The sequence below is a fragment of the Pseudomonas sp. XS1P51 genome (assembly GCF_054897845.1).
The window spans coordinates 4,907,275-4,929,701 of the sequence record NZ_CM142707.1; the positions used below are offsets into that span (position 1 = coordinate 4,907,275).

General features: G+C 60.1%; 21 protein-coding genes. 17 read left to right on the top strand and 4 right to left on the bottom strand.

What is annotated here, in order from left to right; all coding sequences use genetic code 11:
• The first annotated feature begins 34 nt into the window (after positions 1 to 34).
• From ACYZUD_RS22780 to tauD, 7 genes are all read left to right on the top strand, one after another.
• Entirely contained in the window at positions 35 to 2,359 is a 2,325-nt protein-coding gene (locus ACYZUD_RS22780) for a Tex family protein (protein ID WP_462020246.1), read from the top strand.
• Positions 2,359 to 2,742, top strand: coding sequence for a PaaI family thioesterase (locus ACYZUD_RS22785; protein ID WP_462020247.1), 384 nt, complete (start codon positions 2,359 to 2,361; stop codon positions 2,740 to 2,742). The genes ACYZUD_RS22780 and ACYZUD_RS22785 overlap by 1 nt, the downstream gene beginning before the upstream one ends.
• Before the next feature lie 209 nt (positions 2,743 to 2,951).
• Complete coding sequence (gene gshA / locus ACYZUD_RS22790) at positions 2,952 to 4,535, top strand: glutamate--cysteine ligase (protein WP_462020248.1); 1,584 nt, start codon at positions 2,952 to 2,954, stop codon at positions 4,533 to 4,535.
• Positions 4,536 to 4,789: 254 nt separating this feature from the next.
• Positions 4,790 to 5,767, top strand: a complete 978-nt coding sequence (gene tauA / locus ACYZUD_RS22795) for a taurine ABC transporter substrate-binding protein (protein ID WP_462020249.1) — start codon at positions 4,790 to 4,792, stop codon at positions 5,765 to 5,767.
• A gap of 16 nt (positions 5,768 to 5,783) precedes the next feature.
• Entirely contained in the window at positions 5,784 to 6,578 is a 795-nt protein-coding gene (gene tauB / locus ACYZUD_RS22800; protein WP_462020250.1) for a taurine ABC transporter ATP-binding subunit, read from the top strand.
• A complete protein-coding gene (tauC, locus tag ACYZUD_RS22805) occupies positions 6,575 to 7,408 on the top strand; it encodes a taurine ABC transporter permease TauC (RefSeq protein WP_462020251.1) in 834 nt (277 codons plus the stop codon). Before tauB ends, tauC begins: the two co-directional genes overlap by 4 nt.
• Before the next feature lie 126 nt (positions 7,409 to 7,534).
• Positions 7,535 to 8,377: a taurine dioxygenase gene (gene tauD, locus ACYZUD_RS22810; RefSeq protein WP_462020252.1), complete on the top strand. Its 843-nt coding sequence runs from the start codon at positions 7,535 to 7,537 to the stop codon at positions 8,375 to 8,377.
• A gap of 163 nt (positions 8,378 to 8,540) precedes the next feature.
• Here tauD and mgrA read toward each other — a convergent pair whose 3' ends face one another.
• Both mgrA and ACYZUD_RS22820 read right to left on the bottom strand, forming a co-directional pair.
• The gene (mgrA, locus tag ACYZUD_RS22815; RefSeq protein ID WP_462020253.1) at positions 8,541 to 9,578 is read right to left on the bottom strand and encodes an L-glyceraldehyde 3-phosphate reductase; all 1,038 of its coding nucleotides are present in this window, start codon (positions 9,576 to 9,578) and stop codon (positions 8,541 to 8,543) included.
• A 235-nt stretch (positions 9,579 to 9,813) separates the two neighbouring features.
• Positions 9,814 to 10,704 carry a LysR family transcriptional regulator gene (locus ACYZUD_RS22820; RefSeq protein ID WP_462020254.1) on the bottom strand — a complete coding sequence of 297 codons (891 nt, stop codon included), beginning with the start codon at positions 10,702 to 10,704 and terminating at the stop codon, positions 9,814 to 9,816.
• A gap of 128 nt (positions 10,705 to 10,832) precedes the next feature.
• Between ACYZUD_RS22820 and ACYZUD_RS22825 the strand changes: the two genes are divergently transcribed.
• From ACYZUD_RS22825 to ACYZUD_RS22845, 5 genes are all read left to right on the top strand, one after another.
• The gene (locus ACYZUD_RS22825) at positions 10,833 to 11,573 is read left to right on the top strand and encodes an SDR family oxidoreductase (protein WP_462020255.1); all 741 of its coding nucleotides are present in this window, start codon (positions 10,833 to 10,835) and stop codon (positions 11,571 to 11,573) included.
• 32 nt (positions 11,574 to 11,605) lie between these two features.
• Complete coding sequence (locus ACYZUD_RS22830) at positions 11,606 to 12,112, top strand: DUF1097 domain-containing protein (RefSeq protein ID WP_462020256.1); 507 nt, start codon at positions 11,606 to 11,608, stop codon at positions 12,110 to 12,112.
• A gap of 30 nt (positions 12,113 to 12,142) precedes the next feature.
• Positions 12,143 to 13,039, top strand: a complete 897-nt coding sequence (locus ACYZUD_RS22835) for an SDR family oxidoreductase (protein WP_462020257.1) — start codon at positions 12,143 to 12,145, stop codon at positions 13,037 to 13,039.
• A gap of 74 nt (positions 13,040 to 13,113) precedes the next feature.
• A complete protein-coding gene (locus ACYZUD_RS22840; RefSeq protein WP_462020258.1) occupies positions 13,114 to 13,581 on the top strand; it encodes a DoxX family protein in 468 nt (155 codons plus the stop codon).
• 25 nt (positions 13,582 to 13,606) lie between these two features.
• Positions 13,607 to 13,867, top strand: coding sequence for a hypothetical protein (locus tag ACYZUD_RS22845; protein ID WP_462020259.1), 261 nt, complete (start codon positions 13,607 to 13,609; stop codon positions 13,865 to 13,867).
• Positions 13,868 to 13,883: 16 nt separating this feature from the next.
• On the opposite strand, the gene betT is transcribed toward ACYZUD_RS22845, so the two are convergent.
• A complete protein-coding gene (gene betT, locus ACYZUD_RS22850) occupies positions 13,884 to 15,839 on the bottom strand; it encodes a choline transporter BetT (protein ID WP_462025098.1) in 1,956 nt (651 codons plus the stop codon).
• A gap of 408 nt (positions 15,840 to 16,247) precedes the next feature.
• On the bottom strand, positions 16,248 to 17,174 hold the full coding sequence (epsC, locus tag ACYZUD_RS22855) for a serine O-acetyltransferase EpsC (RefSeq protein WP_462020260.1): 927 nt from the start codon (positions 17,172 to 17,174) through the stop codon (positions 16,248 to 16,250).
• A gap of 190 nt (positions 17,175 to 17,364) precedes the next feature.
• Here epsC and ACYZUD_RS22860 point away from each other — a divergent pair, with 190 nt between their 5' ends.
• The 5 genes from ACYZUD_RS22860 to ACYZUD_RS22880 all read left to right on the top strand — a co-directional run bounded on the left by ACYZUD_RS22860 (position 17,365) and on the right by ACYZUD_RS22880 (position 22,125).
• The gene (locus ACYZUD_RS22860) at positions 17,365 to 18,357 is read left to right on the top strand and encodes a D-cysteine desulfhydrase (protein WP_462020261.1); all 993 of its coding nucleotides are present in this window, start codon (positions 17,365 to 17,367) and stop codon (positions 18,355 to 18,357) included.
• A 295-nt stretch (positions 18,358 to 18,652) separates the two neighbouring features.
• A complete protein-coding gene (tcyJ, locus tag ACYZUD_RS22865; protein ID WP_462020262.1) occupies positions 18,653 to 19,447 on the top strand; it encodes a cystine ABC transporter substrate-binding protein in 795 nt (264 codons plus the stop codon).
• Complete coding sequence (tcyL, locus tag ACYZUD_RS22870) at positions 19,447 to 20,112, top strand: cystine ABC transporter permease (RefSeq protein WP_462020263.1); 666 nt, start codon at positions 19,447 to 19,449, stop codon at positions 20,110 to 20,112. The genes tcyJ and tcyL overlap by 1 nt, the downstream gene beginning before the upstream one ends.
• Positions 20,113 to 20,116: 4 nt before the next feature.
• Positions 20,117 to 20,872 (top strand): L-cystine ABC transporter ATP-binding protein TcyN, encoded by a 756-nt coding sequence (gene tcyN / locus ACYZUD_RS22875; protein WP_462020264.1) that lies wholly within the window; start codon positions 20,117 to 20,119, stop codon positions 20,870 to 20,872.
• 488 nt (positions 20,873 to 21,360) lie between these two features.
• A complete protein-coding gene (locus tag ACYZUD_RS22880) occupies positions 21,361 to 22,125 on the top strand; it encodes a hypothetical protein (RefSeq protein WP_462020265.1) in 765 nt (254 codons plus the stop codon).
• Positions 22,126 to 22,427 lie beyond the last annotated feature (302 nt).

Here is a 22,427-nt window from a genome sequence, read left to right on the forward strand (position 1 = left end):
GCGAGCCTGCTTTCACAATTTGTCAGGTGGTTTTATGGACAGCATCAACAGCCGCATCGCCGAGGAACTGGGCGTGCGCCCTCAACAGGTCGAAGCGGCCGTCGCGCTACTCGATGAAGGCTCTACCGTTCCCTTCATCGCCCGTTACCGGAAAGAAGTGACCGGCAGCCTCGATGACATCCAGTTGCGTCATCTGGAAGAGCGTCTGCGCTACCTGCGAGAACTCGACGAACGGCGTATCAGCATCCTTGCCAGCATCCAGGAGCAAGGCAAGCTGACCCCGCAACTTGAACGCGACATCAAGCTCGCCGACACCAAGACCCGTCTCGAAGACTTGTACCTGCCGTACAAGCAGAAGCGCCGCACCAAGGGCCAGATCGCCCTGGAAGCCGGCCTCGGCGAGCTGGCGGACGGCCTGTTCAACGACCCGACCCTCACGCCAGACACCGAAGCCGCACGCTTCATCGATGCCGAAAAAGGCGTGGCCGATGTGAAGGCGGCCCTCGAAGGCGCCAAATACATCCTGATGGAGCGCTTCGCCGAAGACGCCGGCCTGCTGGACAAGCTGCGCAGCTACCTCAAGCAGGAAGCCACCCTCAGTGCCCGCGTGATCGCCGGCAAAGAAGAGGAAGGCGCCAAGTTCCGCGACTACTTCGAACACGACGAACCACTGAAAAGCATGCCATCGCACCGCGCGCTGGCGATTTTCCGCGGCCGCAACGAAGGCATTTTGAGTTCGGCGCTGAAAGTTGGCGACGAACTGCCAGGCACCATGCACCCGTGCGAAGGCATGATCGGTCAGCAGTTCGGCATCCAGAACCAGAACCGCGCCGCCGACAAATGGCTGGGCGAAGTGGTGCGCTGGACCTGGAAGGTCAAGCTCTACACCCACCTCGAAACCGACCTGCTGGGCGAATTGCGCGACGGCGCGGAAACCGAAGCGATCAACGTGTTCGCCCACAACCTGCACGACTTGCTGCTGTCGGCCCCGGCCGGCCCGCGCGCCACCCTGGGCCTCGACCCGGGCCTGCGCACCGGTTGCAAGGTTGCCGTGGTCGATTCCACCGGCAAGCTGCTGGATCACGCCACGGTTTACCCGCACGTGCCGCACAACAAATGGGACCAGACCATCGCGATTCTCGCCGCCCTGTGCGCCAAGCATTCGGTCGACCTGATCGCCATCGGCAACGGCACCGCCAGCCGCGAAACCGACAAACTGGCCGCTGAGCTGATCAAAAAATACCCGGCGATGAAAATGACCAAAGTCATGGTCTCCGAGGCCGGCGCATCGGTTTACTCGGCGTCGGAACTGGCTTCCAAGGAATTCCCGGACCTCGATGTGTCGATCCGTGGCGCGGTGTCCATCGCCCGCCGTTTGCAGGATCCACTGGCCGAGCTGGTGAAGATCGATCCGAAGTCCATCGGTGTCGGCCAGTACCAGCACGACGTGTCGCAGCTGAAACTGGCACGCGGTCTGGACGCGGTGGTCGAGGATTGCGTAAACGCCGTGGGCGTGGACGTGAACACCGCCTCCGTGGCGCTGCTGGCCCGGATCTCCGGCCTGAACGCGACCCTGGCGCAGAACATCGTCAGCCATCGTGACGAACACGGCGCGTTCAAGACCCGCGCTGCGTTGAAGAAAGTCGCGCGTCTGGGTGAAAAAACCTTCGAACAAGCCGCCGGTTTCCTGCGCGTGATGAACGGCGACAACCCGCTGGATTCATCCGCGGTTCACCCGGAAGCCTATCCGCTGGTGCAGCGCATCGCCGCTGAGACGGACCGCGACATCCGCTCGCTGATCGGCGACGCCAGCTTCCTCAAGCGCCTCGATCCGAAGAAGTACACCGACGAAACCTTCGGTCTGCCAACGGTCACCGACATCCTGCAAGAGCTGGAAAAACCCGGTCGCGACCCGCGTCCCGAGTTCAAGACCGCCGAGTTCCAGGAAGGCGTCGAAGACCTCAAGGACCTGCAACTGGGCATGATCCTCGAAGGTGTCGTCACCAACGTGACCAACTTCGGCGCGTTCGTCGACATCGGCGTGCATCAGGACGGTTTGGTGCATATTTCTGCGCTTTCGGAGAAATTCATCAAGGATCCACGCGAAGCGGTGAAGGCCGGTGACGTGGTGAAAGTGAAGGTCATGGAAGTCGACATCCCGCGCAAGCGCGTGGGCCTGTCGATGCGCATGAGCGACACGCCGGGCGAGAAAATCGACGGTGCTCGTGGTGCACGTCCGGGATCGGCACCGCGCCAATCCCAGAACACCGCACCGCGCAAGGAAACCACGGCGGCGGCCCCGGCCAACAACGCCATGGCTTCGTTGTTCGCCAACGCCAAGCAGTTGAAGAAACGCTGATGGACATTCCTGCCGGGCTGACCGAAAGCGCGTTTTTCAGGCTGCTGGGCTGCCGCTTGCACAGCCTGGAAACCGGGGTGGCGCAAGTCACCCTGGCGCTTGAGCCAGAGTTGCGCAATCGCGGCGGCAAGCTGCACGGCGGAGCCTTGTTCAGCCTGGTGGACATTGCTATGGGGCTGGCCTGTTCCAGCGCCCACGGCTTTGACCAGCAGAGCGCGACCATCGAGTGCAAGATCAACTACATCCGCGCTGTTTCAGACGGTGAAGTGATGTGCACGGCGCGGGTGATCCACCCGGGTCGCCGCACGCTGGTGGTCGAAGCCGACGTGATGCAAGGCGACAAACTCGTCGCAAAAGCACAAGGCACGTTCGCTGTCCTGTAGCTAGCAGTCATCAATTTGAGTTAATTTCGGCGCTGTGACCGCAGCGTCGATGTTTTCTGTGGGAGCGCCTGTGGCGAATAATCCCTGAATGACTTACAGCAGGCCTGTGCAGTCCGAAAACCAGGCGAAAACGCCAGTTTTAACTTCACCCTTGTAGACCGTCTTGCCCACCCCCATATTGGGGCGACTGACGCGTGAAGGAATCCAACTTGAGCGAACTTCTCAACCGCCGCCTGGCTCTGCTCGGCGAGCGCGCTAACCTCTCTCTGCTCGAACAGTGTCTTCACGGCATCGAACGTGAATGCCTGCGCGTGACCGGCGAAGGTCGCCTGGCGCAAACGCCGCACCCGGAAGAATTGGGTTCCGCGCTGACCAACGAACAAATCACCACCGACTATTCCGAGTCGTTGCTGGAGTTCATCACGCCTGCCCTGCCCGACCCGGCAGACACCCTGGCGAGCCTGGACAAGATTCATCGTTTTGCCTACAGCAAGCTCGGCAACGAGTACCTGTGGAGTCCATCGATGCCGTGCCCGTTGCCGGCCGAGGAAGACATCCCGATCGCCTATTACGGCACCTCCAACATCGGTCAGCTCAAGTACGTCTACCGCAAGGGCCTGGCCCTGCGTTATGGCAAGACCATGCAGTGCATTGCCGGGATTCACTACAACTTTTCCCTGCCGGAAAAACTCTGGCCGCAGCTTAAAGAGGCAGAGGGTTTCGTCGGCACCGACCGCGACTATCAGTCGTCGGCCTACATCGCGCTGATCCGCAACTTCCGCCGCTACAGCTGGCTGTTGATGTACCTGTTCGGTGCCTCGCCAGCGCTGGACGCCGGTTTCCTGCGCGGTCGTTCGCACCAGTTGGAACAACTGGACCCGGACACCCTGTACCTGCCTTACGCCACCAGCCTGCGCATGAGCGACCTCGGTTACCAGAGCAACGCCCAGGCCGGTCTGACGCCGTGCTACAACGATCTGGCCAGCTACACCGACAGCCTGCGCAAAGCGGTGGCCACGCCGTATGCGCCGTACGTTGAAATCGGCACGCACAAGGACGGTGAGTGGGTCCAGCTCAACACCAACATCCTGCAGATCGAAAACGAGTACTACTCCAACATCCGCCCCAAACGCGTGACCTACACCGGCGAACGGCCGATCCAGGCGCTGGTGGCCCGTGGCATTCAGTACGTCGAAGTGCGCTGCCTGGACATCAACCCGTTCCTGCCGATGGGCATCGACCTGCCAGAGTCGCGGTTCCTCGACGCATTCCTGCTGTATTGCGCACTGAACGACAGCCCGCTGCTGGCCGATAGCACCTGCGGCAATGCAACCTCGAACTTCCTCAGCGTGGTCAAGGAAGGTCGTCGTCCGGGCCTGCAACTGCAACGGGACGGCCAGCCGGTGGACCTGAAAGAGTGGGCTGGCGAGTTGCTGGAGAAGATCGCACCACTCGCGGCATTGCTCGATCAGAGCCATGGCGGCGATGCCCACAGCAAGGCGCTGGATGCGCAGTTGGCCAAGGTCAAGGACCCGTCCCTGACGCCCTCGGCCCAGGTGCTGGCGGCGATGGCTGAGCACAAGGAGAGCTTTGCTCAATTCTCCCTGCGTCAGAGCCAGGCGCATGCGGAATATTTCCGCAGCGAACCGCTTTCCAGCGAAGACCAAGCGAAGTTTGAAGAGCGCGCGCGTTCGTCATTGGCTGAACAAGTGGAGCTGGAGCAGAACGAAGTCGGCGATTTCGATGTGTTTGTCGGGTCGTATCAGGCGAGCATTCTGGCGATTAGTAACTAAGCGGCGCCTGTCAAAAGATCGCAGCCTTCGGCAGCTCCTACGGGATGGTGCCGAGCTGCGATTTTTTTTGCCCGTACCACGCATTTTCGAATTCGCACGCTACCTTTGTAGGAGCTGCCGAAGGCTGCGATCTTTTGATCCTTTAGAATTTTCCGCTAATAAGCTCATTCGAAAAAGTTATTTATTTTCTGATTCTTATATCATTTAGTCTCCTTTTCACGCCGACTCTCGGTCGCCTGACAAGGAGCTTCCCCATGAAACTGCATTTTCCCCTTCGCCTCCTGGCGGCCGCGTCCCTGGCTGCGGCGAGTTTCTTTGCCCAGGCGGCTGACGTCACGGTCGCTTACCAGACCACCGTTGACCCGGCGAAAGTCGCCCAGGCCGACGGCGCGTACGAAAAAGCCACCAACGCCAAAATCGACTGGCGCAAATTCGACAACGGTGCCGACATCATTGCCGCCATCGCTTCCGGCGACGTACAGATCGGCTACCTTGGTTCCAGCCCCCTGACGGCTGCGATCACCCGTAAAGTCCCGGTAGAAACCTTCCTCATCGCCACGCAGATCGGCGCCGCCGAAGCCTTGGTTGCCCGCGACGGTTCCGGGATCAAGACGCCGCAAGACCTGATCGGCAAGAAAATCGCCGTGCCATTCGTTTCCACCGGCCACTACAGCCTGCTGGCTGCGCTGAAGCACTGGAATATCGACCCGTCGAAAGTCACCGTACTCAACCTCGCGCCACCCGCGATCATCGCTGCGTGGAAACGCGGTGACATCGACGCCACTTACGTCTGGGACCCAGCGCTCGGTGTCGCCAAGGAAAACGGCAAAGTGCTGATCACTTCCGGCGAACTGGCCAAGTTCGGCGCGCCGACCTTCGATGCCTGGATCGTGCGTAAGGATTTCGCCGAGAAGCACCCGGAAATCGTCACCGCATTCGCCAAAGTGACCCTGGATGCCTACGCCGACTACCGCAAGGATCCGAAAGCCTGGCTCGCCAACCAAAGCAACGTCGACAAACTGGTGAAACTCTCCGGCGCCAAGGCCAGCGACATTCCGTTGCTGCTGCAAGGCAACGTCTTCCCGCTGGCGGCTGATCAAGTGATCACCCTCGGCGCGCCGACCACCAAAGCCATCACCGACACCGCTGTGTTCCTCAAGGAACAAGGCAAGGTCGAGGCTGTGCTGCCGGACTACGCGCCGTACGTCAGCGCCAAGTACATCACCAACTGATCGGGAGTTAACCGCGATGGCTTTGCTACAGCTGGAGCGCATCAGCGCACAGTACCCCGGCGCCGCCGAACCGGTACTGACGGATATTTCCCTGAGCCTGGGGCCCCAGCAACTGCTGGTCGCCCTCGGCCCGTCCGGCAGTGGCAAGACTTCGCTGTTAAACCTGATTGCCGGGTTCGTCGAGCCCAGCGCCGGGCGCATCACCCTTGACGGTGTGCCGGTCAAAGGCCCGAGCGCCGAACGCGGCGTGGTGTTCCAGGATGACGCCCTGCTGCCTTGGCAGGATGTGTTGGCCAACGTCGGTTTCGGCCTGGAACTGGCGGGCGTTTCCCGAGACAAACGCGAAATCCGCGCCCGGGAAATGCTCGCGCTGGTGGACCTTTCCGGTTTTGAAAGCCGCCGGATCTGGCAGCTTTCCGGTGGCCAGAAGCAACGTGTCGGCCTCGCTCGCGCACTCGCCGCCGACCCTCGCGTGCTGCTGATGGACGAACCCTTCGGCGCTCTCGATGCCTTCACCCGCGAACAGATGCAGGAACTGCTGCTGCAAGTCTGGCAGCGCACCGCCAAACCGGTATTTCTGATTACCCACGATATTGAAGAGGCCGTGTTCCTCGCCACGGACCTGATTCTGCTGGCGCCGAACCCCGGGCAAATCGTCGAACGCCTGAGCCTGGATTTCGGTCAGCGTTACGCCGCCGGTGAGTCGGCGCGGTCGATCAAGTCCGACCCGCGCTTTATCGAAACCCGCGAACACGTACTCGCCAAAGTGTTCTCCCAACGCAGCACCGCCCAGCGGCAGGAGCGCGCATGAGCAGCTATGAAATTCCGGCCGTGACGGTGAAACCGGGGTCGACGGTGATTCCGGTACGCCGCAGTCTCAATACTCGCTGGATCAGCGTGCTGACGCTGGTCGCGCTCGTGGTCATTTGGTGGGCCGTCACCGCCACTGGAATGATCGAGCCGCTGTTCCTGCCACCACCGTCTGCAGTGCTGCAAAAAGGCTGGCTGCTGGTGACCACCGGTTATATGGATTCGACCCTGTGGCAGCATTTGGGCGCGAGTCTCAGCCGTATCGGTCTGGGCCTGGGCTTCGCGGTGCTGACCGCCGTGCCGGTCGGTATCGCCATCGGCCACAACCGTATTGCTCGCGGCATTCTCGATCCTCTGATCGAGTTCTACCGCCCGATCCCACCATTAGCCTATCTGCCGCTGATCGTGATCTGGTGCGGCATCGGCGAGCTGTCGAAAGTCTTGCTGATTTACCTGGCGATCTTCGCCCCCATCGCCATCGCGACCGCCACCGGCGTGCGCACCGTCGACCCGGCCAAATTGCGTGCGGCGCAGTCGTTGGGCGCAACCCGGGCACAGTTGATTCGCCATGTGATTCTGCCAAGTGCCTTGCCGGACATTTTGACCGGTGTGCGTATTGGTCTGGGCGTGGGTTGGTCGACGCTGGTCGCCGCCGAATTGATCGCCGCCACTAGCGGTTTGGGGTTCATGGTGCAATCGGCCGCACAGTTCCTGGTCACCGATGTGGTGGTGCTGGGAATTCTGGTAATCGCGCTGATCGCCTTCGCCATGGAAATGGGCCTGCGCGCCTTGCAACGCAAACTGGTGCCGTGGCATGGCCAGGCGCACTAAATACTAAGGTGGGAGCGAGCCTGCTCGCGAAAGCGGTGCGTCAGTCACCGCGATGTTGCCTGACATACTGCTTTCGCGAGCAGGCTCGCTCCCACAGTCGGCGCCCCCGGATTGAAGAGTAAGACCATGAGCCACCTGACCATCGTCCCCCTAAGCTCAGCCCTCGGCGCGCAAATCAGCGGCGTCGACATCAGCCAGCCGCTGAACCCGGAACAGCGCGACACCATCGAACAGGCATTGTTCAAGCATCAGGTGCTGTTCTTCCGCGACCAGCCGATCACGCCACAGCAGCAGGCGCGTTTCGCCAGCAACTTCGGCGACCTGCACATTCACCCGATCTACCCGAATGTGCCGGAACAGCCCGAGGTGCTGATCCTCGACACCGCCGTCACTGACGTGCGTGATAACGCCATTTGGCACACCGACGTAACCTTCCTGCCCACCCCGGCGATGGGCGCGGTGCTCAGCGCCAAGTTGCTGCCGGAGTTTGGCGGCGACACGCTGTGGGCCAGCGGCATTGCGGCGTATGAAGCGCTGTCCGCGCCGATGAAAACCTTGCTCGAAGGGCTGACGGCGACTCACGACTTCACCCGCTCATTTCCTCTGGAGCGCTATGGCAACACGCCGGAAGCGCTGGCCCAGTGGGAAGAAGCACGCAGGAAAAATCCCCCACTGTCGCACCCGGTGATTCGTACGCACCCGGTGAGCGGGCGTCGGTCGTTGTTCGTCAATGAGGGCTTCACGTCGAAGATCAATGAGCTGTCGGAAACCGAAAGCGAGACGATTTTGAAGTTTCTGTTTGCCCATGCGACTCGTCCGGAGTTCACCATTCGCTGGCGCTGGCAGAAAGACGACATCGCGTTTTGGGATAACCGAGTGACCCAGCATTACGCAGTGGATGATTACCGGCCCGCGCGGCGGGTGATGCAGCGGGCGACGGTGTTGGGGGATGTGCCGTTTTTCCGGTAGACAGCCAGCTTTTTTACTGACTTTGATGGCCCCATCGCGGGCAAGCCCGCTCCCACAGAGTTATCGGTTGGCCGCAGAATTCTGGTCAACCCGGGTCCACTGTGGGAGCGGGCTTGCCCGCGATTACGATGTACCAGGCGCCAAAGAATCCGGCGCCGAATGCTTACTCAGCCGTCGAAGGCTTCTCCCAAAGATTGATCCCGCCCTCTTGGGCAAACCGGTCAATCTCCGCCAACTCTTCTGCACTGAAACTCAGATTCTTCAACGCCCCGACGTTCTCGATAATCTGCTCCGGCCGGCTCGCACCGATCAGCGCCGAGGTCACGCGCGGATCGCGCAGCGTCCAGGCCAGCGCCAGTTGCGCCAGGCTCTGACCACGACGCTTGGCGATCTCATTGAGCGCACGCACGTGAGCAATATTGGCTTCAGACAAATGAGCCGCTTGCAGCGAACCACCGCCCGGACGATTGACCCGCGCATCCGCCGGCACACCATTGAGGTATTTGTCGGTCAGCAATCCCTGAGCCAGCGGAGTGAAGGCAATCACGCCCGTACCAAGTTCGTCGGTGGTGTCCAGCAGGTCTTTTTCCACCCAGCGATTGAGCAGGTTGTAAGCCGGCTGGTGAATCAGCAGCGGGACTTTCCACTCTTTCAGCAACGCGGCCATTTCACGGGTTTTCACCCCGGAATAAGACGAGATCCCGATATACAGTGCCTTGCCCTGCTGCACAGCAGTGGCCAGTGCGCTGGCGGTTTCTTCCAGCGGGGTGTCCGGGTCGAAGCGGTGGGAGTAGAAGATGTCCACGTAGTCCAGGCCCAAACGCTGCAGGCTCTGGTCGAGGCTGGCGAGCACGTATTTGCGCGAACCACCGCCCTGGCCGTACGGGCCGGCCCACATGTCCCAACCGGCCTTGCTGGAGATGATCAGTTCGTCGCGATACTGCTTGAAGTCTTCACGCAGCAAACGGCCGAAGTTGATCTCGGCACTGCCGTACGGCGGGCCGTAGTTATTGGCCAGGTCGAAGTGGTTGATGCCCAGGTCGAACGCCGTGCGCAACAAGGCCCGCTGGGTGTCGATCGGCGTGCTGTCGCCGAAGTTGTGCCACAGGCCCAGGGACAGCGCCGGCAGCACCAGACCGCTGCGGCCCACGCGGCGGTAAGGGATGGAGTCATAGCGGTTTTCGGCAGCGGTGTAGGTCATCGAATCCTCTCTTGTCGGTCTTGAAGTTGGTATCGACTGCTTCGCAAGTTGCCCAGCATACGCCCAGACAAACGCCGATAAACCCCGGACTCGAGAAAATGCTGAAACGTTTCACAGATTTCATTTTCGGCGGTAAAACCATCGCCAGGATCGCAGCCTTCGGCAGCTCCTACGCCGACCGCATTCCCCAGTAGGAGCTGCCGAAGGCTGCGATCTTTTGATCTTCGCCCCGACTTCAAACAGCCCCCGCAAACACCTCCCCCAACCAATCCACAAACACCCGAACCCGTGGCGACATGTGTCGGTTATGGGGATACAGCACGGATACCGGCATCGGCGGCGGCGGTGTGTCGATGAGGATTTCCTGCACCACTCCCTGAGCAATCAGCGCTTCCATCCGGTAATGCGGACACTGGATCAAGCCCAGTCCGGCAATGGCCGACGCGGCATAAACCTCCGCGCCGAACACCGATATCGCGCCATCGATGGCGACTTCCTTCAGCTCGCCATCGACCACGAATTCGAACGGAAACAACTTGGCGGTAGTGCGCGAGACGTAGTTCACCGCTCGGTGTTTTTTCAGGTCTTCGAGGGTTTTCGGCTCGCCATACTTACGCAAGTAGGCGGGGCTGGCGCAGGTGATCTGGCGCAGGTTGGCGACACGTTTTCCGATCAGTGCCGAATCGCCGAGGGTGCCGGCGCGCAGTACGCAGTCGACGCCTTCAGCGATCAAGTCGACAAAGCGGTCCGCCTCGCTGATGGACAATTCGATATCCGGATAGCGCGCCATGAACTGCGGCAACGCCGGAATCACGAAGTGCTTGGCCAGGGTGCCGTGCACATCCACCCGCAAACGCCCCTTCGGCGCCACGCCGCGAAAGGCCAGTTCGGCTTCTTCCAGCTCCGCCAGCAACTGCACGCATCGCAGGTAGTACGCCTCGCCATCCAGCGTCGGACGGACCTTACGCGTACTGCGCTCCAGCAAACGCGTGCCCAGCCAGGCTTCGAACTGATTCAGCGTGTGGGTCAGCGTCGCCCGCGGCAAGTTCAGGTCATCGGCCGCCAGGGTGAAGCTGCTGCGCTCGTAGATGCGCACGAAAACCTTCATCGCTTTGACCTGATCCATTTTGCGCTCCTGGCTTCTATTGTTGGCGATTATTGAACAGTCAAGGCAACTCTCGTGCATTTATCGGCCTGAGTAAACATGTGAATCTGGCTTCACTCCCAGCAAACAACTTCAAAGGAACCACCGCCATGACTACTCAAACTACCAAAGTTGCCATCGTGACCGGCGCCTCCCGCGGCATCGGCGCCGTGATTGCCAAGCAACTGGCCAGCGAAGGTTTCGCCGTCGCCATCAACTACGCCAGCAGCGCCACTGAAGCGTCCAGGCTGGTTGTGGAATTGCGTCAGGCTGGCCATCAAGCCATAGCGATCAAAGCGGATGTAGCCAATGCCGACGACGTGCGCCGGATGTTCGACGAAACCGAAACGCAACTGGGCAAGGTCGATGTGCTGATCAACAACGCCGGCATCCTCAAAGTGATGCCACTGGCGCAACACACGGACGAACTGTTCGACCAGAACTTCAACATCCACGCTCGCGGCACCTTCAACACCCTGCGTGAAGCGGCGACGCGTCTGAACAACGGCGGCCGAATCGTCAACTTCTCCAGCAGCACCGTCGGCATGAACCTGCCGGGCTACGCGGTGTACATCGCCAGCAAAGCGGCGGTGGAGTCCCTGACTCAGGTGTTCGCCAAGGAGATGCGCGGTCGCAACATCACCGTCAACGCCGTCGCCCCAGGGCCGGTGGCGACCGATCTGTTCCTGCATGGCAAGAGCGAAGAGCAAATTCAGACCTTCGCCAAAATGCCTCCACTGGAACGCCTGGCTCAGCCAGAAGACATTTCCCGCGTCGTGTCCTTCCTGGTCGGGCCGGACTCGGCGTGGGTCAACGGGCAAATCCTGCGGGTCAACGGCGGCCTCGTCTGAGCGGCCTCATCCGGGTCAAGGAGAAGAGAATCATGAGTCATCCAGCCAACACCGCCCACACTGGGCAATCGAAACTGATGTTTACGCTGTTCACCGCGGTGGCTGCTGCCACCGCCGCACTGGCAGCCGGTTCCAGCCTGTTGCTGACCCTGCCGGTCTGGGCGATGTTCGTCGGTTGGGTCGCGTTCTTCAGCCGTGGCCTGACCTTGCGCGACGGCCTGGTGAACCTCGGCTGTGTGCTGATGGGCATCGCCTTCGGCATGGGCGCGGCGCTGAGCATCGGCGCGCTGGCGCCCACGCTCGGCCTATTGGCCCTGCCGGTCGTGGTGTTTGTCGTGGCAATGGTCGTGGTGTCGCTGCGGGCTACCCGGACGATGAACAACGTCGTCGCTTACTTTCTCGGCCTGATCGCCTTCTTCGCCTCGCACCTGGAACCCTCCCTGGAAAGCTTCGTTGAACTGGGCGGCGCCGGCGCCATCGGTTCTTTCGCGGGATGGTTGTCCCACGTCGCGCAACAACGTCTTCCCCGTCGCGCCTGAAACCACCCTTACTGTGCAGAGATCAATGCCATGAAATCCGTCATTCTGATTACCGGTGCTTCCAGCGGTTTTGGTGCACTGACGGCCCGCGCGCTGGCCGACGCTGGCCACACCGTCTACGCCAGCATGCGTGAAACCCTGGGCCGCAACGCGCCACAGGTGACTGAAGTGCAGCGCTACGCCGACGAGCATCAGGTCGACCTGCGCAGCGTCGAACTGGACGTCGCGTCGAGCGAATCGGTCGAGGCCGGCGTCGCGAAAATTGTCGAGGACTGCGGTCGGCTGGACGTGATCATTCACAACGCCGGACATATGTCGTTCGGACCCGCCGAGGCCTTTACTCCCGAGCAGTTCGCCCAGCTCTACGACATCAACGTGCTGAGTACTCAGCGGGTCAACCGCGCAGCACTGCCGCAACTGCGCAAGCAGGGCCAGGGCCTGGTGTTGTGGGTGTCCTCCAGCAGTGCACGCGGCGGCACTCCGCCATATCTGGCGCCGTACTTTGCGGCCAAGGCAGCGATGGATTCGCTGGCGGTGTCCTACGCCAGTGAGTTGGCGCGCTGGGGCGTGGAGACCTCGATTATCGTGCCGGGTGCCTTCACCAAGGGCACCAACCACTTCGTGCACTCCGGCTCGCCCGCCGATCAGGCCCGCGTCGCCGAATACAACGAAGGTCCTTACGCCGGTGTGGCGGATCAGGCACTCAAAGGACTGGCAGCGCTGGAGCCCGCCGATGCCGATGTGGGCGAAGTGGCCAAGGCCATCGTCGAGATCGTCGGCATGCCCTTCGGCACCCGTCCGTTCCGCCGGCATATCGATCCGTCTGAAGACGGCGCTGAAATCGTCAACGCCATGGCCGATCGGGTACGCGCCGAGATGTTCCGTCGCATCGGTCTGGAAGACCTGCTGAAGCCGACGCTGCGCTAACGCCTGCCCTGACACCGATCGTTCCTATGCTCTGCGTGGGAACGATCATTGATGACCCGTGCCCCGGAGTTTCCATGCGCCCGAACACGCCCTTGCTTATTCCGGCCCTTGCGCCGTTTTATCGCCTCGGTGAACCCGTTTCCTACGCCCTGTTACGCGCCACGTACGGTGTGATCATGGTGACCCACGGCTTGCCCAAACTGCTGGGCCAGTCGCACGGTTCGATGGCCGATCCGATGGCTGCGTCGATCAACCTGATCCAGAACGTCCTGCACCTGCCTATGCCGGGCCTGATTGGCCTGCTGGTGGCGCTGCTGGAAGGTGTCGGCGGACTGCTGCTGGTTCTGGGACTGGGCACGCGCCTGCTGGCGGCGATGATGGGTATCCAGATGCTGACGATCGCCAGTATTCTCGGACCGACCTGGCCCTGGATCGACCGTGGCATCGAATACCCGGTGTTGATGGCGTTTCTGTCGCTGTACATCCTGTTTCGCGGAGCAGGACGCTATTCCCTCGACCACACTCTAGGTCGAGAACTCTGAAAGCTGCCGTCGCGAGGACGTCACCATGCACACCACCATCATCATCTTCTTCGGCCTGGTCCTGCTGGCGCTGATGCTATTCATCGGCGAGAAAATCGGCTTCGGCCGCCAGACGCTGACCTACAGCTTCATCGTGCTGTGGCTGGCCCTGACCATGATCAACGGCGCCATCGGCGTGGTCACCGCCGGCCAGTCCGTGACGACGGAACTGGTGGTCGGCAGTGTGGTGTTTGGCATACCGGTGGCGGCGCTGGTGCTGTTCATGACGTTGAGCTCGGAGACCTAGAAAACCCGGTTCTCGATCAACGCACCAAATGCAAAAACTGCATGTGCCGCTCGTACTGATCAAGGATGTCGTTGATGACCTGCTCCTTGGTGTAACCCACCAGATCGTAGTCCTGACTACCCTCGCTCAAATGCACTTCGGCCCGATAGTAACGACGGTTGTTGAGCTCCTTGGAACCCATGCCGCCACGGGCGAAGGACGGCGTGAAATAACCACGCATTTGCACCTGATAGATGAACGGATGCTGCTCGCCATGACCAATTTCCAGGCTGACGCTGTCATTCGCCGGATCGGGCTGAGCGACCACGTGCAAACCCTTCTCGACGAACACGGCCGTCACTTCTTCAATCGCCGGGCGCACCGTCGTGTCGAGGAAGCGATAAACCTCATCCCGCGACGGGAAATGCACCGCCTGACTCAAACGCTGACGCCATCCGCCACGCCGCGAGCCGGACACCGGCGCCAGGGAATGCAGCTGCGCGATCTGCTTCTGCGACTCCAGATAAAACGCCTTGTGCAGCCCCCACATCATCAGCAGCAAAATCATCGAGAACGGTAGCGAGGTCAGCACCACCGCTGACTTCAGCGCATCGATGCTGCCGGAGAACAGCAGCGCACTGGTCACCAGCGCCGTCATCGCGCCCCAGAACACCCGCAGCCATTTCGGCCCGTCTTCATCTGGGTTGCCGCCCTTGGCGGACAGCGTCGACAGCACCACGGTGCCGGAGTCGGCCGAGGTGACGAAGAACACGAAGCTGATGAACACCGTCACCGCGATCACGGTTTTGCTCCACGGATAGGTTTCCAGCAGCAGGTAAAGCGTCATCGATGGATTGTCGACGGCCGACATGCCCAGCGCGCTCATGCCGTGGTTGAGCACCTGGTCGATGGCGCTGTTGCCGAAGATCGACATCCACGCCAGGGTGAAACCGAGCGGGATCAACAGCACGCCGAAGACGAATTCACGGATGGTGCGGCCACGGGAAATGCGCGCAATGAACAGGCCCACGAACGGCGACCATGCGATCCACCAGGCCCAGTAGAACACCGTCCAGCCGCCCAGCCAGTCGCTGGGTTTGTCGTAGGCGTAGAGGTCGAAACTCTTCATCGGCAAGGCGCCGAGGTAGTCGCCGATGTTCTGGATCAGGGTGTTGAGCAAGTGCTGAGTCGGGCCGGCGAACAACACGAACAGCAGCAACGCACAGGCCAGCAGCATGTTGATGTCGGACATGACGCGCACGCCTTTATCGACGCCGGACACTGCGACGATGATCGCCGCGCCCATCATCAACGTGATCAGGCCGACCTGAATCCACTGGGTGTGAGCGATGCCGAACAGGTAGTCCAGTCCCGAGTTGAGGTGCAACACGCCAAAGCCCATGTCGGCCCCGAGACCGAATACCGTGGCGATGATGCCGAAGCCGTCCACTGCGTAACCGATCGGGCCGTTGATGCGCTTTCCGATCAGCGGGTACAGCGCCGAACGCAGGGCCAGTGGCAGGTTGTGACGGTAAGCGAAGTAGGCCAGCGCCATGCCGACGAAGGCGAACACGCCCCAGCCGTGCAGGCCCCAGTGTAGAAACAGAATCTGCATCGCCTGACGCGCCGCATCCGCAGTGCCGGCCTCGCCTTGTGGTGGTTGCGCCAGGTGGGTCAGCGGTTCGGAGACGCAAAAGAAAAACAGGGTGATGCTGATCCCGGCGGCGAACAGCATGCCGGCCCAGGACAGGTAACTGAATTCGGGTTCGTCGTGGTCGGCACCGAGCTTGATCTTGCCGTAGCCGGACAAGGCGGTGACCACCACGAAGACCAGATACAGGGTCATCGCGAGCATGTAGTACCAGCCGACCGTGTTGGCCGCCCAGTTTTGCGCCGCCAGCAACCAGGCACCGGCCTGTTCAGGCATGGCAATGACGACGATGCCGAACAACAGAATGAAGCTCGCTGCGAAGTAAAACACCGGCGGGTTCATGCGGACCTGGCCGCTGGCGGGGGTGGACGATGCACTCATGAAAGGTGCACCTCGAACGGGTGAAACAGGGCAATCAATAACGGACTCGGCAAAGGCAAGCCTCCTGTTGTGAGCGGGCAGCAAACCGGTGGTTTAACTTGAATGAGCGTTCAAGTTAAACATGAATAGGGTGCTAAGGACTAATCGCAGGGCTCGGCGGTGCTGTTCGTACGCTAGCTCAAGGAAGGGTATGACGTGGGATTTGGAAGATTTTGTAGGAACTGTCCGTAGGAGCTGTCGAGTGAAACGAGGCTGCGATCTTTTGACTTTGGTTTTGTGGTGCTTTGAAAAGATCGCAGCCTCGTTTCACTCGACAGCTCCTACGGACTGCTCCTACAGACAGCGAAGACAGTTTATCTGTCAGGGGATTTACTTCTGCGTCCCGTCATCATGCTGCAGGTTCGCCTGGGTCAGGTTGCACCCCGCCGGCACGCTGCGGGTCAGCCAGACGTTGCCGCCAATGGTCGAGCCCTTGCCGATGGTGATCCGCCCCAGAATCGTCGCGCCGGCATAGATCACCACATCGTCCTCGACGATCGGATGTCGCGGATGGCCCTTTTGCAACTGACCGTCCTCATCCGCCGGGAAGCGTTTGGCACCCAGGGTCACGGCCTGATAAATCCGCACGCGCTCGCCAATGATCGCGGTCTCGCCGATCACCACGCCCGTGCCGTGATCGATAAAGAAACTACGGCCGATCTGCGCGCCCGGATGAATGTCGATGCCGGTCGCCGAGTGAGCGATTTCCGAGCTGATCCGCGCCAGCAGCGGCAACCCGGCGCGGTACAAATGGTGGGCGAGGCGATGGTGAATCACCGCCAGAATGCCGGGATAGCACAGCAGCACTTCGTCGACGCTGCGGGCCGCCGGGTCGCCGTGATAGGCCGCCAGCACATCGGTGTCCAACAGGCTGCGCAGCCCCGGCAGGGCGAGGGCAAAGTCCTGAATGATCGAAATGGTTTTGGCCTCGACTTCGGTATCGGCCTCGGCACTGTGGCGAGCGGCGTAACGCAGTTCGAGTCGTGCCTGAGCCAGCAACGCATTCAACGCTACGTCCAGCGTGTGGCCGACATAGAAGTCTTCACTCTCCTCGCGCAAATCCACCGGTCCCAGACGCATCGGGAACAGCGCCCCGCACAGCGCCTCAAGAATTTCCACCATGGCCGCTCGGGAAGGCAACTCGCGACCGCCCTGCTCGCCGCTGGCGCGGCCGTTTTGTGCGCGCCATTCATCACGCGCCGTACGCAGTTGGCTGACGATGGTCTGCAATTGCCAATGGCTGGAACGCTCGCTCACGGTAAAAACTCCTCACGGGCGGCCGGACTGTCTGGCCGCACTGACGGCGATTACTTTACGGCAAGGTCTTGAAGCCGAATTAAGAACCGATTGTGCTGTGCTCAGCATTTTTGGCTATAAGCGATTGACGGTTGCCCACTCATATACGCCTGCCTATAGTCCTGACATCTCCCCCCGCCAGTACGGACCCATGATCAAACAACAGCTCGCCCGTTTTGACCGCCTCGATCTGCTCGGCCACCCTACGCCTCTGGAAAAACTCGAACGTCTGTCGACCTGGTTGGGCCGCGATGTGTACGTCAAACGCGACGATCTGACGCCGCTGGCGATGGGCGGCAACAAACTGCGCAAACTTGAATACCTGGCCGCCGATGCCCTGGCCCAAGGCGCCGACACGTTGATCACCGCCGGCGCGCTTCAATCCAACCATGTGCGCCAGACCGCTGCCATTGCAGCCAAACTGGGGCTTGGCTGTGTGGCGCTGCTGGAAAATCCCCTCGGCACCGACGACAGCAACTATGTCGGCAACGGCAATCGGCTGTTGCTGGACCTGTTCGATGCCAAGGTTGAATTGGTGGAAAACCTGGATAACGCCGACGAGCAGCTGGAGGCATTGGCCGGACGTCTACGCAGCAATGGCAAGAAGCCGTATCTGGTACCGATCGGTGGCTCGCACGCATTGGGCGCTTTGGGTTACGTGCGCGCCGGGCTGGAACTGGCCGAGCAGATCAAGGACACCGGCCTGACATTCGCCGCCGTGGTCCTGGCCTCGGGCAGCGCCGGGACACACAGCGGTTTGGCGCTGGCCTTGAGCGAAGTACTGCCGGATTTGCCAGTGATTGGCGTGACCGTTTCCCGTAGCGATGAAGATCAGCGACCGAAGGTTCAAGGCCTGGCCGAGCGTACTGCCGAACTGCTGGGCGTAAGCCTGCCGGTGAGTTTCAAGGTCGAGTTGTGGGACGAGTATTTCGGCCCGCGCTATGGCGAGCCGAATGCCGGGACACTGGCGGCGGTGAAGCTGCTGGCGAGTCAGGAAGGTCTGCTGCTGGACCCGGTGTATACCGGCAAGGCCATGGCCGGTTTACTCGACGGGATTGGTCGTCAGCGTTTCGATGAAGGTCCGATCATCTTCCTGCACACCGGTGGCGCGCCGGCGTTGTTTGCCTATAAAGACTTTCTGTAACTGAAGCAGAAGATCAAAAAATCGCAGCCTTCGGCAGCTCCTACAGGTGTACGCCGATCCATGTAGGAGCTGCCGCAGGCTGCGATCTTTCAAAAAACACCACATATCTCTAAATAGAATAACAAACTGAATATTTATTATTTTCCTATCTAAAAGCGCCATCATATAGTCACGCCGCAGGCGAATTTGCAGCGAGACGCATACGCTGCTTTAGGGCAGGATATCGCAGTCGTCCAAATCCCGATTTTGCCAACATTCCGAATAGCGACTTCATAAGAAAATACAGGGGCTTGTCATGAATTTTTCCGCACTACGTCGAAATTTGCTGGTAGGTTCGTTGGGCCTGGCACTCAGTGCCGGCCTGTTGGGGCAAGCAGTTGCCGGTGAGCAACTGCAAAAAATCAAGGACGCTGGCGTGATCAACGTCGGCCTGGAAGGCACTTACCCACCGTTCAGTTTCGTCGACGCCGACGGCAAGCTGGCCGGCTTCGAAGTCGAGTTCTCCGAAGCCCTGGCCAAAGAGCTGGGCGTGAAGGTCAAACTGCAGCCGACCAAATGGGACGGCATCCTCGCAGCCCTGGAATCCAAGCGTCTGGACGCGGTGATCAACCAGGTGACCATCTCCGAAGAGCGCAAGAAGAAATATGACTTCTCCGAGCCGTACACCGTTTCCGGGATTCAGGCGCTGACCCTGACCAAGAACAAAGACACCATCAAGACCGCCGCCGATCTGGCCGGCAAGAAAGTAGGCGTAGGCCTGGGCACCAACTACGAGCAGTGGTTGAAAGACAATGTGCCTAAGGCTGACATCCGCACCTACGAAGATGATCCGACCAAGTTCCAGGACCTGCGCGTCGGTCGCATCGACGCCATTCTGATCGACCGCCTCGCCGCGCTGGAATATGCCAAGAAGGCCAAGGACACTTCCGCAGCCGGCGAAGCGTTCTCCCGTCAGGAAGCCGGTATTGCCCTGCGCAAAGGCGAGCCTGAGCTGCTGGCAGCGGTAAACAAGGCCATCGATAAGCTGCGCGCCGATGGCACGCTGAAAAAGCTTTCGGAAAAATACTTCAGCGCTGACGTCACTAAATAATGGAAGAAGCTTTCCAACTTGCGCTGGATTCCGCGCCCTTCCTACTGAAGGGCGCGTACTACACGGTCATCTTGAGCCTGGGCGGGATGTTCTTCGGCCTGGTGATGGGCTTTGGCCTGGCGTTGATGCGCCTGTCGCGCTTCAAGCTGGTGAGCTGGATTGCCCGCATCTACGTGTCGTTCTTTCGCGGCACGCCGTTGCTGGTGCAACTGTTCGTGATCTATTACGGCTTGCCGCAATTGGGTATCGAACTTGATCCGCTGCCGGCGGCCCTGATCGGCTTCTCGCTGAACATGGCTGCCTACGCCTGTGAAATCCTTCGTGCCGCGATCAGCTCCATCGAGCGCGGCCAGTGGGAAGCTGCCGCCAGTATCGGCATGACCCGTGCGCAGACCCTGCGCCGGGCCATCCTGCCGCAAGCGATGCGCACGGCACTGCCGCCGCTGGGCAACAGCTTCATTTCGCTGGTCAAGGACACCGCGCTGGCCGCCACCATCCAGGTGCCGGAACTGTTCCGTCAAGCGCAGCTGATTACCGCCCGCACCTTCGAAATTTTCACCATGTATCTTGCCGCCGCGCTGATCTACTGGGTTCTGGCCACGGTGCTGTCGCACCTGCAGAACAAGTTGGAAGAACGAGTCAATCGGCACGACCAGGAGTCCTGACCCAATGATTGTCGTGGAAAAACTGACAAAGCAGTTCAAGGGTCAAGTGGTGCTCAACGGCATCGATCTGGAAGTGAAGGAAGGCGAGGTGGTGGCGATCATCGGGCCCAGCGGCTCGGGCAAGACCACCTTTCTGCGTTGCCTGAATTTTCTGGAGGAACCCACCAGCGGCCGGATCAAGGTCGGTGACATCGAAATCGATGGCAGCCGCCCGCTGAACCAGCAGCAGAGTCTGGTGCGACGCTTGCGCCAGCACGTGGGCTTCGTGTTCCAGAACTTCAACCTGTTCCCTCATCGCACCGCCCTGGAAAACGTCATCGAAGGCCCGATCATCGTAAAGAAGATCCCGCACGCCGAAGCCGTTGCCCTGGGCAAAAAGCTGTTGGCCAGGGTTGGTCTGGCAGGCAAGGAAGACGCTTACCCGCGACGTCTGTCCGGTGGCCAGCAACAGCGTGTGGCGATAGCCCGTGCGCTGGCGATGGAGCCGGAGGTGATCCTGTTCGATGAACCCACCTCAGCGCTTGATCCAGAGCTGGTGGGTGAAGTGCTGTCGACCATCCGCAGCCTGGCTGAGGAGAAGCGCACCATGGTCATCGTCACCCATGAGATGGGCTTTGCCCGAGACGTGGCCAATCGCGTGGTGTTTTTCGACAAGGGTGTCATCGTCGAGCAAGGTGAAGCCAAGGCGCTGTTTGCCAACCCGAAAGAAGAACGGACGAAGCAGTTCCTTAGCAAGTTCCTCAATAACGCTCACCACTGAGTCATCATTGAAATAATGTTAACTTCCACGGACGGAAGTAACATTGCCCTTCATAAAACCCCCTTCAGCATTTAAATAACTCGCACCAACGATATACCTCTCTTTCTGCAATCTCGTGCGGTACATACCTATGTCCTGCAACAGATTTACTTCGCCTAAAATTCAGAAAACCTGCATCCACGCTTGGGTGGTCCACCTCCACCCATGACGCAAAAAACCATTAATTCAGCGGCCAAAGTCGACAGGGATATGCGGTTTATTAACTTCAACGCGTAGGAGCTTTCTGAATAACACTGTATCCAACACATAACTAACCAACTCTATTGACACTTATTCAAGCGCACTCTTATCTAGTCTCCAACACGCTTCAATCATCACGTTCACTCATTATTTAAATCTGAAAATAATGAACCGCTTTGTTGCTTGGCGATTCACATTTTTTGATCTTTCAGAAACGGACTTCGCTGCAAGACTTCAAGGAGAAACCCATGAAAAGCACCTCGAATAAAGCCGAACTTGCGGCGCCGGCCTTGGCGCAATCACACAAGAGCGGCATCAATATCACCTCGGCGGCCCACCTGCTGATCGATGTGGCGCCCTACCCCGGCATGGATGAAGGCGACCTGATCGAACTGTTCTGGGACAACTGCTACGTGGCCTCCAAGGCGCTGACCACCAACGACGTCGGTAAAATCGTCAGCCTGCGGGTGCCGGAAAGCTTCATCGCCAATGGTTCCTCACGCATCCACTACCGGATCATGCAGGTTGGCCAAGGGCCCGCGGTGTCGCCGGTGACACGTGTGCAGGTCAAACTCGACTGCCCCGGTGGCCCGCCATCTGCGCTGTGCGGCGATGAAAACCAGGGGCTGGAGCCGGTGAATATCCCTGAGACCATTCGCCGCCAAGGGGTCAACCCGAACCAGATCAAGCGTGGCGTCCCGTTGACCATCGAGCCGTACCTGAACATGGCTGCCGACGATGAAATCACCCTGCGCTGGGGCGATGTGCGTATGGATCTGCCACGGCTCAAGGCGGGGGATGTGGGCCAGCCGATCCAGGTGTGGGTCCCGCCGGCGATCATTCTCGAGGCCGGCGAAGACCTTCGGCTGGAAGTGACCTACTGCATTCTCGACCGGGTGGGGAACAACTCTCGCTGGGCACCGGCACGCATGCTGAAGATCGGTTGCGCCAATCCCTACCTCAAGGTCCGGCCAAAGGAAATACTCATGGCCGCCGAGCCCCGCAAACGCTGAAATCCTTGTAGCCGCTGGCGAAGCCTGCGCAGCCGAACGCAGGCGTCGCCAACGGCTACAAGGGCATTCACGGGCAGTTGCAAGCGCAACTGTTGCCCTGTGTTCAATGTGTTGCATGGTGAACAGTTGCTGACGACACACTTCTATCTATATTCCTAAAAGTTAGTTTATTAATTTTTTATACACGCTTAGGGTATATGAACCGGACCACCGGACATTCTTGTTTTCGTTCGTCGCAACCTTTGCGACGTTTCCATGAGATGTGAGGTAGGTATGGTCCGGAACACAATCACCCCAGTGCA

Coding starts and splice junctions, on each gene's coding strand:
- tauA (WP_462020249.1), top strand. CDS start 4,790: ATGAAACTGCATTTTCCCCTTCGCCTCCTGGCGGCCGCGTCCCTGGCT.
- ACYZUD_RS22840 (WP_462020258.1), top strand. CDS start 13,114: ATGCGCCCGAACACGCCCTTGCTTATTCCGGCCCTTGCGCCGTTTTAT.
- betT (WP_462025098.1), bottom strand. CDS start 15,839: ATGAACCCGCCGGTGTTTTACTTCGCAGCGAGCTTCATTCTGTTGTTC.
- tauD (WP_462020252.1), top strand. CDS start 7,535: ATGAGCCACCTGACCATCGTCCCCCTAAGCTCAGCCCTCGGCGCGCAA.
- ACYZUD_RS22845 (WP_462020259.1), top strand. CDS start 13,607: ATGCACACCACCATCATCATCTTCTTCGGCCTGGTCCTGCTGGCGCTG.
- tauC (WP_462020251.1), top strand. CDS start 6,575: ATGAGCAGCTATGAAATTCCGGCCGTGACGGTGAAACCGGGGTCGACG.
- tcyJ (WP_462020262.1), top strand. CDS start 18,653: ATGAATTTTTCCGCACTACGTCGAAATTTGCTGGTAGGTTCGTTGGGC.
- ACYZUD_RS22830 (WP_462020256.1), top strand. CDS start 11,606: ATGAGTCATCCAGCCAACACCGCCCACACTGGGCAATCGAAACTGATG.
- tcyN (WP_462020264.1), top strand. CDS start 20,117: ATGATTGTCGTGGAAAAACTGACAAAGCAGTTCAAGGGTCAAGTGGTG.
- tauB (WP_462020250.1), top strand. CDS start 5,784: ATGGCTTTGCTACAGCTGGAGCGCATCAGCGCACAGTACCCCGGCGCC.
- ACYZUD_RS22860 (WP_462020261.1), top strand. CDS start 17,365: ATGATCAAACAACAGCTCGCCCGTTTTGACCGCCTCGATCTGCTCGGC.
- ACYZUD_RS22780 (WP_462020246.1), top strand. CDS start 35: ATGGACAGCATCAACAGCCGCATCGCCGAGGAACTGGGCGTGCGCCCT.
- ACYZUD_RS22825 (WP_462020255.1), top strand. CDS start 10,833: ATGACTACTCAAACTACCAAAGTTGCCATCGTGACCGGCGCCTCCCGC.
- tcyL (WP_462020263.1), top strand. CDS start 19,447: ATGGAAGAAGCTTTCCAACTTGCGCTGGATTCCGCGCCCTTCCTACTG.
- ACYZUD_RS22785 (WP_462020247.1), top strand. CDS start 2,359: ATGGACATTCCTGCCGGGCTGACCGAAAGCGCGTTTTTCAGGCTGCTG.
- ACYZUD_RS22835 (WP_462020257.1), top strand. CDS start 12,143: ATGAAATCCGTCATTCTGATTACCGGTGCTTCCAGCGGTTTTGGTGCA.
- ACYZUD_RS22820 (WP_462020254.1), bottom strand. CDS start 10,704: ATGGATCAGGTCAAAGCGATGAAGGTTTTCGTGCGCATCTACGAGCGC.
- mgrA (WP_462020253.1), bottom strand. CDS start 9,578: ATGACCTACACCGCTGCCGAAAACCGCTATGACTCCATCCCTTACCGC.
- ACYZUD_RS22880 (WP_462020265.1), top strand. CDS start 21,361: ATGAAAAGCACCTCGAATAAAGCCGAACTTGCGGCGCCGGCCTTGGCG.